This is a genomic window from Arthrobacter sp. 10T425 (assembly GCF_056393985.1).
Genome location: NZ_JBFTGZ010000004.1, coordinates 92,434 through 104,963, shown reverse-complemented (window position 1 = coordinate 104,963; position 12,530 = coordinate 92,434). Strand labels below are relative to the sequence as shown.

The window sequence follows — 12,530 nt, the reverse complement described above, 5'->3', positions numbered from 1 at the left end:
GTGCCGTGTCCGGCCGCACACTGGTTGAGGAGAGCGTGCGGCCGGAATCTGTGGACGAACGGCCCCGTGGCGGCCGGCGGCCGGTCTTATGCGGCCTATTTCCACTCTCCCCCATCCCGCTGAGAAGAGACTGAGAGCAGCCTCTCCCTGGGGACGTGCGCTCATGCAGGAGCGCTCCGGCCACCGCCGGGGGTGCCGGCCGGGCGGGCGGCGCCGGCAATGCGGCCGCGGTGGTTGTCCCGAACCGCGCATTGACGCATTCTTGGAGCATGGCACTGGGCAAACGGGCCCCCTCCGGCCCCGGCACGGGCGAGATTCGATGGGGCGTGCGGAAGCGCTCGACGGCGGTCGCCGTCGGCGTCGTAGCCGTGGCGCTGCTGCTCGGCGGCGTCGTCCTTCTGGTCCTGCTGCAGGCGTCCCTGGCGCGGTCGAGCGACGCCGCAGCCCAGCAGAAGGCCCTGGACGTGGTCGCCGAGATGGAGGACATGGACATCGAGGATGCCCGCGCCTACATCATTGACACCGCGCATGCGGGCCAGTTCGTCCAGGTGCTGGATGCCGAAGGGTATGTCCTGGCCAGCTCGGACCCCGAGGTCGCCAACGCCCCGCTCTCAGCCCAGCGGCCCAGCCCGGGCCACACCATGACCCAGGACGTCTCGAGCCTTCCGAGCATCGGGGACACCGACGACTACCACATCGTCACCGTGGGAGCACGGACCGGCACGTTGAGCTATACCGTGGTGGTGGCCCAGGCATCACAGATACAGGCGGACACCATTTCCACCGTTGCGTGGTTCATGCTGGGAGCCACGCCGCTGCTGCTCGGGACCGTGGCCGTGGCCGTATGGCTCCTGGTGGGGCGTTCCCTCCGCCAGGTTGAGCGGATCCGTGGCCAGGTGGCCCGGATCAAGGCCGAGCGGCTGGACGGGCGCGTCGACGTCCCGCCCACCAACGACGAAATCCACGCCCTGGCGCTGACCATGAACACCATGCTGGACCGGCTGCAGGCCTCGGACACCGAACAGCGCAGATTCGTCTCGGACGCCAGCCACGAGCTGCGCAGCCCGCTGGCCACGCTGAGGGCCGGGATCGAGATCGCGGCGGCGGACCCGACCGGGGCGATGTGGCTTCAGATGAAGGATGTCCTCTCCGAGGAGACGGCCCGCATGAGCTTCCTCGTGGAGGACCTGCTGACACTGGCCAAGGCCAACGACGGCGGCCTGCGCGTGGAGCAGAAGGACGTCGATCTTGACGACGTGCTGGACCAGGAGATCCGCCGGCTGCGGTCCACCAGCCGGAACCAGATCTCGGTGCAGCTCGTTCCGACCCGGATCCGCGGCGACGCCCGGCGGCTGGCGCAGGTCCTGCGGAATGTCCTGGACAACGCGGACCGCCACGCCCTGTCCCGGATCGCCGTGGACCTGCACACCGCCGGGGACCGGGTCATCCTCACTGTCGACAACGACGGCGACCCCATCCCGGAGGCGGACCGGGAACGGATCTTCGAACGGTTTGTCCGGCTCGATGGCAGCCGTTCCCGGGAAGGCGGCGGCAGCGGACTTGGCCTGGCCATCGCGGCTGGAATTGTGGCCGCCCATCATGGGAGCATCCGTCCGACGGACGGACCGGCGGGTCACTGCCGCTTTGAGATCACATTTCCCCTTCCGGAACCTGTGGCGCCGGCCGACGTCACTCCTCGGAACTCCCGGCGGCACGGGGTTCAGGGGTCGGGTCGGCGCTGAGCAGATAGCCCATGCCGCGCACCGTGGTCAGGCTGTGGATCCCGAACGGGACATCAATCTTGCGCCGAAGGTAGCCGATGTACACCTCCACCACATTGTTCGCGCCCTCGAAAGCCGGATCCCAGACGTTTTGCAGGATTTCCGCCTTTGAGACGATCTGGTCATGCCGGCGCATCAGATAATGCAGGAGCCCGTACTCCCTGGCCGTGAGGCTGATGAGGGTGTCGCCGCGGCGCACACTGTGGCTGACGGGGTCCAGGGACAGCGTGCCAAGTGTCATGATGACAGGCCTGGCGGGCGCTCCGCGCCGTATCAACGCCCTGATCCGGGCCACCAGCACCAGGAAGCTGAACGGCTTGGTGAGGTAGTCATCAGCGCCCAGGTCGAAGGCATCGGTCTGGTCGTATTCGCCGTCCTTGGCCGTGAGCATCAGCACCGGAGTCCACACCTTGCGTTGCCGCAGTTCCTTCAAGACGTCGTAGCCGTTCATCCGCGGCAGCATGAGGTCCAGCAGGATGGCATCGTACGCGTTCTCCAGCGCCGCCGCGAGTCCCCGCACGCCGTCGTGGGCGACGTCGACGACGAACCCCTCGTTCTTCAGCCCGCGGCGGACTGTTTCCGCCAGGGCATGCTCATCCTCCACCATCAGGATCCGCAATCCAGCCCCCTCTCTTTGGGCCAGTATGGCCCTTCCGGGGCCGGGCTGGAAGGAACCTGGCGGGTCCAGTGGGAGGGGATGCCCGTCGCTGTTCGGTCAGGCCTGTTGGGGAGGACCGAACAGCCACCCCGAAACGTCGCTGCGCAGGACCACGTGCGGTCCGCCGGTGGAACTGACGCTCCCGTTGGGGACGTAGTAGCCGCGCCCGGCTCCGGGGCCGCCGGCTGCGCGGTCGATGGCGTCGGTCAGGCGCCGGGTCAGGTGCCCGCTGGGGCCCAGGGACCGCAGTTCATTGAGTTCGTCCTGCGTGAGCCGTCCCAGCACTGCAGCAATATCGGCCATGGTGAATCCTCCCGACGGATGGTGCGGATGGTGCCCAAGGTGGATGGTGCCTAAAGAATCAGGCTAGGGCACCCAAATTAACGGCGCGTGACGCCCCGGTGACGAGTGGCGAACAAAGCAGGAAGGCCGGCGTCGGGGGCGTCCGCCTCCGGGTGTCATGAGCGTCACTGCCGCGACTGCCCCGGTCCCCAGCATTTACACGGCGTCATGCTGTACGGTTCAATCCCGGAGATCCGGAGATCCGGAGATACAGAGATAAGTAGATCCGGAGAGACTCCGAATCACACGCCCAGCAACTGAAATGAGTATCACCAGGTGGCAACCGATTATGACGAAGTACGCTCCGACGTCGCGGAATCCCGCAACGCTTCCCTGGAGGCGCTCCGTTCGGCGAATGCGCCTGACGCGCGAAGCGTTGTCCGCGAACTCGACGAGGCCGATACCTCCGAAGGCGTGGAACTGCCGGGGGCAGACCTGTCCGGCGAGGAACTGACCGTCACGGTCATCCCGCAAAAGGAAGACGAATTCACCTGCTATTCCTGTTTCCTGGTGCGGCACCGGTCCCAGCTGGCCAAGGAGAAGGCCGGCCACGCCTACTGCGCAGACTGCCTCAGCTAGAGCCCCCGGCAGGACCGGCTCAGCCGGTCCGGGGACGTTCAGCGCTGCAGGTGTGGTTCCGGCGCCGGACGCTACCCGCCGGGCCACCCGTCGAATACACTTCTGTCACATGCTTCACAATAGTGTCGGGAGGCGGCAGGACATGACCAGCCGGGGCACGTTCGGCTACGCTCCTGTTTGACGATGCGGCGATTGCCGGCACACGGCCGGAGGCTGACCATGCGTAAATCCACCAGCAGCTTGGCTGACCCTGCTGCTGTGCCGCCGTCGGCCGCCGCCAACGACGCCAGTGGACCCGAACGATCCGACGGGCCGGCCATGCCGTTTGAAGGGCAGGCGGGCACCCGTACCCCCCGCACCGGCAAACCCGCCCGCGCAGGGAGCCTGCAGCGCGAATGGTCCAGGGCATTCATCCTGGTGATCCTTGCCCTGCTCGCCGGGGCCGCGGTGACCCTGGTCGGCGTCCGTTTTGTCACGGACCAGATCCAGCACGCCGCCGCACAGCACCGCGTCGAGTCGGAGGCCATCTCCGAGCTCCGGACCGGCATCGAGACCCACGAACAAGCCGGACTCCAGCTGTTGTCCGCAGGACCCGCAGATCCGTCCGCCTTTTTGTTGCAACAAAAGGACCTCTCCGCCCAGTTCGATGCCACCGCCCGGATCCTGCCGGAGGCGTACGGCATGCGGGCCACAGTCCGCGGGGCCCGGGCCGCCTGGCAGGAGGGACTGTCCGCGCACAATCTCTGGGGAAGCCAGGTGGCCACTCTCCACGGCAACCGAGTGGCGGAGGCGCCGGCGTTCGCCGAATCCAGCGCCAAGGCCCGCGCCCTGCTCGCCGACGTCCGTCGCGCTTCGCTCGACGCGCTTGACGACGGCGTCGCCCGTGGGGCCGGGCTTCAGCAGATGGTATCGACCGTCCGCACGGCCCTCTTTGCCCTGGCCGCGGGCGGGGTGTTCTTTTTCCGCCGGCGGATGACCAAGTACCTGATGCGCCCTGTGGAGGGTCTGTACCGCGGGGTCGTGAAGCTGCAGTCCGGTGATTACAGCCACCGGATCAGCGTTGTCCGCAATGACGAACTTGGCCAGCTGGCCGAGGCCTTCAATTCCATGGCGGCCACCGTGCACGACAACCACCTGGAACTGACCTTCCGCGCCACCCACGACCCGCTCACGGGACTGGCCAACCGGGCAGTCCTCACCGAACGCCTCACCGCCGCGTTCGACCCCGGAACAAAGAACCCGGAAACAGCTGGCGCCGAGGTCTGCGACGGGCGTGAAGGCCTGCTGGTCATCGACGTCGACGACTTCAAAGACGTCAACGACTCGCTGGGCCATGAGGGCGGCGACGCGTTGCTCATCCAGCTGGCCCAACGGCTGCGGGGCTGCGTGCGCGGACATGACCTCGTCGCCCGGCTGGGCGGTGACGAATTCGCGATCGTCGTGACGGATGAGGGCGGCACGGCGACGGACGACGTCGCACGGCGCATCCAGGACACGCTGCGGGACCCTTTCTGCATCGATGACGTCCGGCTGAAGGTAACCGTCAGCATGGGCGCCGCCCAGCGCAGCGCCGGCACTGCAGATCCGGCCGAGTTGATGCGGCAGGCGGACTTCGCCATGTACATGGCCAAGCACGGCGGCAAAGGCCGCTACCAGCTCTTCGATGCCCGGGGATATGACGAAATGACCTACCGGGCCGCTCTCCGGGCGGACCTCGCCACAGCCGTGCAGGCCGGGCAGTTGCGCCTCGACTACCAGCCGGTCGTGAATCTCGGCACCGGCGAGATCGCCGGGGTGGAGGCCCTGGTCCGCTGGGAGCACCCGACCCTGGGCCGGCTGGGACCGGCCGACTTCATCCCCTTGGCCGAGGAAACCGGCGAGATAGGGCCCATCGGCTGCTGGGTCCTGGACACCGCCAGCCGTCACGTCGCCGGCTGGCGCCGGTCCCCCGGCACTGCCGAAGACTTCTGGGTCTCGGTCAATCTTTCCACTCTTCAGCTATCGAGTGACCGGAACCTGGCAGCCCTGGAGCGCATCCTGGCCCACCCCGCCTCGCAGGCCGACAAGGTGATCCTCGAGGTCACCGAATCGGCCCTGGCCACGAGCGCCGACGGCGGGGTCGCTGCCCTGAACCGGCTGAAGAGCTTCGGCGTCCGCATCGCAATCGACGACTTCGGGACCGGCTTCTCCTCGCTCAGCACGCTCGCTGCGCTGCCCGCGGACATTCTCAAGATCGACCGTGCCTTCCTGTCCGGGCTGCCTGGGGACGCCCCGGCCGCGGCGATGCTCGAGGGCATTCTGGAAGTGGCCCGGAAACTGGACCTGGCTGTCATCGCCGAGGGCATTGAGCACACCGGGCAGCTGGATCTCCTGCGCTCGCTCGGCTGCGGCATGGGCCAGGGCTTCTTTCTGGCCAGTCCCAGCCCGTCCCCCGTTCTCGAGGCGCTGCTGGCCTCCGGGGCCCGCCTGCAGCCACCGGCAGGTATGGACGCGACGGCGGCCGGCGCCTGAGCCAGCCGAAGGACCGGACCCGGAGGTCGGCGTTGTGCTCAAACGGCGGGGAAGTCCAACGAGGGCTCGTCCGCGGTGGCGAGTGTCAGGACGGCCTCTTCCACCGTTTCGTGATCCTCAAGTTCGCGTTCAACGCGGCGTAGGGCCGCGGCGACGTCGTGTTCCCGGAGGTCCCCCTGTATGTCCACGGCCGCCACGACGTAAAGCTTGCGCGGGCCGACGTATTCGACATGCAGGTACGTGATGCGTTCGATCGCTGGGTGCTCGAGGAGGCGGCGGGCCATGGTGCCCTCGATATCGCCGGTCACGGCTTGCCCCACCAGGAAGCGCCGGTTCCGGTCGATCAGCACGACGGCAACCACGGCCAGGAGGATGCCCACCAGAATGGACCCCACGGCGTCCGGCACGGAGGACCCCGTGACCTGGTGCAGGAATATCCCGGCGAAGGCGATGAGCAGGCCAACAAGCGCTGCCCCATCCTCGGCGAAGACGGCGCGCAGCGTGGGGTCGGAGCCCTTGAGCACCTGCTCCAGGGTGTTCCGGTCCAGCTCTCGCGCCGCCTTCCGGTTTTGCCGGAACGCCTGGATGAAGGACACGCCTTCAAGGACGAACGCGATGGCCAGCACCAGGTAGGCGATCCCATAGTCACCTGGCGGTTCCGGGGTGATCAGCTGCTGGATGCCGTGCATCACCGACACCACCGCGCCGGCCGTAAACAAGCCAAAGGCGGCGATCATTGACCATACGTAGGCCTCGCGCCCGTAACCCATGGGGTGGGCTTTGTCGCGTTTCCGCGCGGCTTTCCGTTCGGCGATGAGCAGGAAGACCTGGTTGCCGGTATCGGCCCAGGAGTGGGCCGCCTCGGCAGTCATGGACGCCGAGCCAGAGATAAGTGCGGCCACTGTCTTGGCTGCCGCGACAAGGACGTTCGCTGCAAAGGCAATCAGCACCGTGAGCGATGCGGACCAGGACTTCTTACGCTTCACGCCATTTTCCTCCCTCGGCTGCAGGATGCATGCCAGGGACTACGCTATCTCCCCGGGCTGTCCCGGACCGGCGTTCGACGCAGACTGGTTCCATTCGTGCCGGTCAGGCGCACAATATAGCTAGTACGTTCATCCGCTCGTTTCCTCAAGCCGCTCGGGGTGGTGCGCAATGAATGCTCGTCGGAAGCTGTCATCGCTATGGGTGCTCCTGATCTTGCTGGGCGCCGGCGGGTGCGCCGGCGGCAGCGGATCGCCGGCGTCGACGTCGGCGCCCCCACCCGGCCCCGCCTACGGGGCCGGCCCGACGGCGGGCACCGCCGCCGCCACCACCATCACCATCAAGGACTTCGCCTACGGCGACCCGCTCACCGTGGCCCCCGGCGCGGCGGTCACCGTAACCAACATGGATGCCGCGGCGCACACGGTCACGGCTGACGAAGGCTCAGCGTTCGATGCCCAGGTCAAGGGCGGCGGCACTGCCACCTTCACCGCGCCGACGAAGCCCGGATCCTACGCGTATCACTGCACCTACCATCCGGGCATGCACGGGACGCTGGTGGTCAAATGAGCGCCCAGAGCCCCGGACGGGCCGTGCGGGTCCATACGGCCGGCATGACACTGCGAATCCTCACGGCCGTTGCCCTGTTCATTGACGCCGCCGTCCACATCCACCTGGCCCCGGGCTACCAGGCGGGGAACTCCGCGGGAATCGGCCAAGGGAACCTGTTCCTGCTGGAATCAGCTGCCGCTGTGCTGGCCGGGTTGTACGTGCTGCTGCGCGGCAGCAGGGCGGCCTTCGCCGTCGCATTCGTCGTCGCGCTGAGCGCCTTCATGGCCGTGGTGGCATACCGTTACGTGAATATTCCCGCGTTCGGGCCTTTCCCGGCCATGTACGAGCCCATCTGGTTCTTCGAGAAGTCTGTCAGCGCCGTGGCTGAAGGCGCCGGAGCCGTCCTGGCAGCCATCGGTTTCGTCCGGGCCGGACGGCGGACGAACGGGCAGGGCACCCAGTCCAAGCATTGACCAACCCCGGGCCGCGGACTTGCTAGCATGTGGGCGGGGTGGTTCAGGCTGAAGTCGTTTGCAGAAGGCACGAAACAAGAGGACACGGCGTCTACAGGCACGGGGTCAGCAAACGTGCCTGGAATCCGGCCTGCAGAACCGACGAGGGGCACCGCTTCCCCGGCGCCAGGGCAGACCGGGCCGGGATCGGCAGCCGCCCGCCGTGCCGTGGCGGATGCCGGCACCGCCGTCGGCGCCTATCTCGTGGTGTGGGCCTGGCTCGGCGCGGCGGTCCTCACGGATCCTGTGCCCTGGCTCCTGGCCCTGGCGGCGGGGGCCGCGGTGATCACCCGGGCCGCCGGCTCCGTTCTGCGGCGGAAACCCCCTTTTTCCACCCCCGCGGACCGCGTCACCCTCGGCAGGGCCGGCATCGTGGCCTGCTGTGCCGCCGAAACGGTGGTGGGGTTGATCGCCGGAGCCGGAACCGGACCAGACCTTCTGGTGGTGGTCCTGGGCACGGCCGCGTTCCTGCTCGATGCCGTCGACGGACGGGTGGCCCGGTTCACGGGATGTGCCACGGCCGAGGGTTCACGCCTGGATTCGGATACGGACGCCGCGCTGGTCCTGGTGCTGTCCTGCGCCGCGGCGGGAAAGTTCGGCCTGTGGCCCCTGGGCATCGGCCTGATGTACTACGCGTTCCTCGCAGCGGCCTGGTTCCGGGCGTCCCTGAAGAACCCGCTGCCGTCCAGCACGGTCCGCAGGGTCATCGGAGCCACCCAGCCGGCCGCCCTGCTGTTCGCCCTGTTGCCGGGGGTGCCTCCGCCGCTGGGAGCCATGGTGCTCGGGCCGGCGCTTGGGCTGCTGGCCTTTTCATTCGGGCGGGACGTGGTCAAGCTGGAACGGCTCCGGGCAAGCCGCGCTTCGGCCGCCGGCTCCCCCGCCATACGGGCCGGAACACCGGCAGGAACCTAACGCGGTGCGGGTCTCGGCGCCAGGTCCATCGTCGCCGGGCCCTGGATGACGGCGCCGTCGGCGGAAAACCGCGAGCCGTGGCAGGGGCAGTCCCACGTCGAATCGTCCGCGTTGAACGCGACCGTGCAACCCAGATGCGTGCAGATGGCCGAGACGGCGAGGAGGCCCCCGGCAGCGCCAGCGTAGACGGCGGTCATTTCGCCATCGATCTCCACGACGGTGCCTTCGCCGGGTCGCAGCCCGGCGACGGCCGGTTGATCCGGCAGCCGGTGTGGGGGCGGCTGGTCCGGTTGCTGCCGCACCCCGCCGGCCTGGCCGGCGGAAGGGCGGTTGGTATCGAATACCGCGGCCCAGGGGTTGTGACGGCCCGACAGGGTGTCGGCCAGGATCAGGGCGGCCGCGGTGCCGTTGGTCAGGCCCCATTTGCGCAGGCCGGTGATCACATGAAGGTGCGCCGCCGTCGGAGTCAAAGTCCCGGCGTAGGGCAACCCGTCGACGGGCATGTTGTCCTGCGTGGACCAGCGGAAGCTGGTCTCCCCGGTGCCGAGGCGTTCCCGGGAGAAAGCCGCGAGGCGGCGGTACCGCTCGGCGGCATCGCTGGCCTCGGCGGCACGGTGCCCCTCGCCGCCGGTGAGAACGAATCGGGAACCCTCAATGTCGATCGCCAGGATGGAGCGCATCGGCTCGTCGACGCTGATGAAGGTTCCGTCCAGGGGCACGGCGGGTGCCAGGCTGGCAACGACGTAGGAACGGTGCAGGTAGCAGCGCTCGGCAAACAGGCCGGCGTCGCCTACGGGGACGTTGGTGGCAATGATCACCTCGCGCGCCCGGACGGTGCCGCTCCCGGTCCCGACGACGGCGGGCACCCCGTCGTGGACCGAGGTGACGCGCGAGTCCTCCAGTACGTGGCTTCCGCTCCCGTCCACGGCGCGGGCGAGGCCTTGGAGGTACTTGACCGCGTGAAGCTGCGCCTGGCCGTCGAACCGGACTGCGCCCCGGGCACCGAACGGCAGCGGCACCTCGGAGGTAAAGACGGCTGGCAGGCCGAGCCGCCCGGCCAGGGCCGCCTCGCCGCGGACCCGGGCGAGGGCGTCGTCGGATTCTGCGTAGGTGTAATTGGATACCCTGCGGAAGTCGCAGTCGATGCCCTCCTCCGCGACGACACGCGCAATGTGCTCGATGGCGGCCTGGTTGGCCTGCCCATACGTGCCCGCGACGTCCGGTCCGTGCCGGTCCGCGAGTTCGGTGTAGGCCAGCCGGTGCAGGGAGGTGACCTTGCCGGTGGTGTGCCCAGTGACGCCGGTGCCAATGCGGGCTGCCTCCAGGACCGCGACGGTGCTGCCGGCGCGCTTGAGGGCCAGCGCCGCCGTCAGGCCGGCGATCCCTCCCCCGACGACGGCGACGTCGACCTCAAGATCCGTGTCCAGGGAGGGATAGCGGGTGGTACCGGTTGTGGCGATCCAGAGCGAAACCTGCCGTCCTTCGAGCCGTTCACCCACGGCGGCGCCTTCTGCTGAACATCCGGAATCAGAGGCCCTCAGTAGCTTCCAGACGGCCGGAGCGAACCGCGTCGGCGAAGGCCTGGTAGTCCTTTTCGTTCTGGTCCGCGTACCGCTCGGAGAAGTCGGTGATGGAGCGTTCGAACTTGTCGCTCTTGCCCAAGTAAGTGGCGATTGCGATCGGGTCCCCTGACCGGGCGTGGGCACGGGCGAGGGTCCAGCCGCAGGCGTTGGCGTAGAATCCCATGCCGAGCGGTTTCATGCCTTCCACAATGGCTGAGCCCTTCATGTCACGCAGTTGGCGCCAGTAGAGGTACCGGTTGTCCTGCACGCCCTTGGTCCACCCCAGGAAGATGTCGCTCGCGGCCTGCATCATCCGCTGGCCCTGCACCACGCGCTCGCCCGGCTGCTTGAACTTGCTCTTCGGCAGGTGGTCCTCGAGCACTGACCTTGTGGCCTCCTTGACCTGCAGAAACAGCGGATCCTGCTCATCGCGGCCCTGGAGCAAGGCGATGAACGCCCGTGTGCCGACGCTGCCGACGCCCACCACCTTGYGGGCGACATCGATGACCTCGAAGCGCTCCAGCAAGATTCGTCGGTCGTCTGGCAGCGTGGCCCGGTAGGACCGGAGCTGGTCACGAACAGCCTTCTCAACCTCCTCGCCTGACATACCGTACGTATCTGCCAGTTCCCGGACAGGGATGACGATCGGCGGCTGACTGACGATCTGGTACTTACCGTCCACGCGCTCGCCGAGCTTGGACAGTGCCTGAAGGCTGTCCCGGGTGTGGGCCTTCGCGACGTTCGCCTTTGCCGCTTTTTCCATGCCCTGGGCAGTCTTCTTGAGGGCCTTGCCCTTCTGGGTTGCGACGGCCAGGTCGATGGTCTCCATCAGCTGTTCCTCGGACAGGCGGGCGTACCAGATGTCCAGGGTGCCCATCTGTGCGAACTCTGCCATCGCTTCGCGGTAAGCACGAACGGCGGTGAGTGTCGCGTCGCGCGTTTCTTCCTTGGTGAACGCGTTGTTCCGCGCCGCGATGGTGAAGCTCGCGGCCATGCGTTTGACGTCGTACTCGAATGGGCCGGGCAGAGTTTCGTCGAAATCGTTGAGATCGAACAACAGGGTCCGCTCTGGTGAGGCGAAGACGCCAAAGTTGGACAGATGGGCGTCCCCGCACAGTTGGGACACCAGGCCGGCCCGGGGAGTGTCTTTCAGATCGGTTGCCATGATCTTGGCGGCGCCCCGGTAGAACGTGAACGGTGAGACCAGCATCCGGCCGTGACGCACCGGCACGAGGTCTTGTTCGCGGGTGAGGTTCTGTTCCTCAAGCAGCGCGACCGGATCCGGGCGATCGGACGCGGGTTTCCACCCAGTGTGGGCGGAGACAGGCGTCTTTTCCCGGCGGCCCTTGCCCTTCGCAGCACGCTCCTCGACACTCGGATGCTTGACTTTTTTGGTCTCGGCCATGATCGGCGACCTCCCTGTTAGGTCCGGAACCGCCACCGGCACTGCTTGCCTGGGTCAGTCCCCGCCGAGCGCGCCACTGCGTCTCGGCTCAAGCTACTGCGATTCTGGCCCCGAACCGGCCCATCGTCAACGCATCGCTGATGGATCCCGCAGCGCAGGCTCAAAACGCCATCTGTTCCGCAGCCGGGCCACTGACCAATCGATTCATGCGGTTCGGGTGATGCCACCCCTGGTCGTGGCGGGTTACGTTCATGACGAGTCGGGCCGATCCGCTCACGTCGCGTCACTCGGCGCACAACACTGAAACCAGATGGAGACATAACCATGGCCGAAGAAGAAGCACCTGTTCTCGCCGTCCTCGCCGACATCACCGCCGTTTCGCTCGAACGCTCCACCCTTGAGCCTCGCGAACTGATGCTGGCCCGGATTGCGGCGCTCGCGGCAGTCGACGCCCCGGGCGCCTCCTACCTGTTCAACGCCGGTACCGCCGTAGACGTCGGCATCACCTTGGAGGATGTCCGGGGCATCCTGATCGCCGTTGCACCCATCGTCGGCACTCCCCGGATCGTGGCGGCGACCACCAATCTCGTCCAGGCGCTGGGCTTTGCCCTCGAAATGGCGGAGGAAGAACTCGAAGCAGGGACCCCGGACTAGTACCCTTACTTACGAACCGCACGTCACGGCGTCGGCAGTTCCTCGTTGCATCTGCCACGATGCCCTGACTAAAGGCGG

The 12,530-nt window shown here is 67.5% G+C and carries 12 protein-coding genes; 7 read left to right on the top strand and 5 right to left on the bottom strand.

The features are described from left to right. Window positions 1–269: 269 nt before the first annotated feature. Entirely contained in the window at window positions 270–1,742 is a 1,473-nt protein-coding gene (locus tag AC1DDH_RS06335) for a sensor histidine kinase (protein ID WP_476955069.1), read from the top strand. Here the strand turns inward: AC1DDH_RS06335 and AC1DDH_RS06330 are convergent. Both AC1DDH_RS06330 and AC1DDH_RS06325 read right to left on the bottom strand, forming a co-directional pair. Further along, window positions 1,690–2,400 (bottom strand): response regulator transcription factor, encoded by a 711-nt coding sequence (locus AC1DDH_RS06330; protein ID WP_230008877.1) that lies wholly within the window; start codon window positions 2,398–2,400, stop codon window positions 1,690–1,692. The two genes, AC1DDH_RS06335 and AC1DDH_RS06330, sit on opposite strands and share 53 nt — an antisense overlap. A 96-nt stretch (window positions 2,401–2,496) precedes the next feature. Continuing rightward, window positions 2,497–2,742: a hypothetical protein gene (locus tag AC1DDH_RS06325; protein ID WP_230008878.1), complete on the bottom strand. Its 246-nt coding sequence runs from the start codon at window positions 2,740–2,742 to the stop codon at window positions 2,497–2,499. A 315-nt stretch (window positions 2,743–3,057) separates the two neighbouring features. Between AC1DDH_RS06325 and AC1DDH_RS06320 the strand changes: the two genes are divergently transcribed. Together AC1DDH_RS06320 and AC1DDH_RS06315 are read left to right on the top strand one after the other, a co-directional pair. Further along, window positions 3,058–3,360, top strand: coding sequence for a DUF4193 domain-containing protein (locus AC1DDH_RS06320; RefSeq protein WP_028276793.1), 303 nt, complete (start codon window positions 3,058–3,060; stop codon window positions 3,358–3,360). Window positions 3,361–3,579: 219 nt separating this feature from the next. Continuing rightward, entirely contained in the window at window positions 3,580–5,871 is a 2,292-nt protein-coding gene (locus AC1DDH_RS06315) for a putative bifunctional diguanylate cyclase/phosphodiesterase (protein ID WP_476955068.1), read from the top strand. 38 nt (window positions 5,872–5,909) lie between these two features. Here the strand turns inward: AC1DDH_RS06315 and AC1DDH_RS06310 are convergent, their stop codons facing one another. Next, the gene (locus AC1DDH_RS06310; RefSeq protein WP_476955067.1) at window positions 5,910–6,857 is read right to left on the bottom strand and encodes a cation diffusion facilitator family transporter; all 948 of its coding nucleotides are present in this window, start codon (window positions 6,855–6,857) and stop codon (window positions 5,910–5,912) included. A 202-nt stretch (window positions 6,858–7,059) separates the two neighbouring features. Here AC1DDH_RS06310 and AC1DDH_RS06305 point away from each other — a divergent pair, with 202 nt between their 5' ends. The 3 genes from AC1DDH_RS06305 to AC1DDH_RS06295 all read left to right on the top strand — a co-directional run bounded on the left by AC1DDH_RS06305 (window position 7,060) and on the right by AC1DDH_RS06295 (window position 8,831). Further along, window positions 7,060–7,425, top strand: a complete 366-nt coding sequence (locus tag AC1DDH_RS06305) for a cupredoxin domain-containing protein (protein ID WP_476849573.1) — start codon at window positions 7,060–7,062, stop codon at window positions 7,423–7,425. A gap of 44 nt (window positions 7,426–7,469) precedes the next feature. After that, window positions 7,470–7,880, top strand: a complete 411-nt coding sequence (locus tag AC1DDH_RS06300; protein WP_476849572.1) for a hypothetical protein — start codon at window positions 7,470–7,472, stop codon at window positions 7,878–7,880. 207 nt (window positions 7,881–8,087) lie between these two features. Next, a complete protein-coding gene (locus AC1DDH_RS06295) occupies window positions 8,088–8,831 on the top strand; it encodes a CDP-alcohol phosphatidyltransferase family protein (RefSeq protein ID WP_476931736.1) in 744 nt (247 codons plus the stop codon). On the opposite strand, the gene AC1DDH_RS06290 is transcribed toward AC1DDH_RS06295, so the two are convergent. Then, entirely contained in the window at window positions 8,828–10,330 is a 1,503-nt protein-coding gene (locus AC1DDH_RS06290; protein ID WP_476955066.1) for an FAD-dependent oxidoreductase, read from the bottom strand. The genes AC1DDH_RS06295 and AC1DDH_RS06290 overlap by 4 nt on opposite strands. Before the next feature lie 28 nt (window positions 10,331–10,358). Beyond that, the gene (locus tag AC1DDH_RS06285) at window positions 10,359–11,798 is read right to left on the bottom strand and encodes a DUF2252 domain-containing protein (protein WP_476955065.1); all 1,440 of its coding nucleotides are present in this window, start codon (window positions 11,796–11,798) and stop codon (window positions 10,359–10,361) included. A 324-nt stretch (window positions 11,799–12,122) separates the two neighbouring features. On the opposite strand from AC1DDH_RS06285, the gene AC1DDH_RS06280 reads away from it, so the two are divergent. Beyond that, entirely contained in the window at window positions 12,123–12,452 is a 330-nt protein-coding gene (locus AC1DDH_RS06280; RefSeq protein ID WP_476849568.1) for a carboxymuconolactone decarboxylase, read from the top strand. The last annotated feature ends 78 nt before the right edge of the window (window positions 12,453–12,530 follow it).

Excerpts from the sequence above, each read along its gene's own strand:
- AC1DDH_RS06335 (WP_476955069.1), top strand. The coding sequence starts at position 270 with ATGGCACTGGGCAAACGGGCCCCCTCCGGCCCCGGCACGGGCGAGATT.
- AC1DDH_RS06280 (WP_476849568.1), top strand. The coding sequence starts at position 12,123 with ATGGCCGAAGAAGAAGCACCTGTTCTCGCCGTCCTCGCCGACATCACC.
- AC1DDH_RS06300 (WP_476849572.1), top strand. The coding sequence starts at position 7,470 with ATGACACTGCGAATCCTCACGGCCGTTGCCCTGTTCATTGACGCCGCC.
- AC1DDH_RS06325 (WP_230008878.1), bottom strand. The coding sequence starts at position 2,742 with ATGGCCGATATTGCTGCAGTGCTGGGACGGCTCACGCAGGACGAACTC.
- AC1DDH_RS06315 (WP_476955068.1), top strand. The coding sequence starts at position 3,580 with ATGCGTAAATCCACCAGCAGCTTGGCTGACCCTGCTGCTGTGCCGCCG.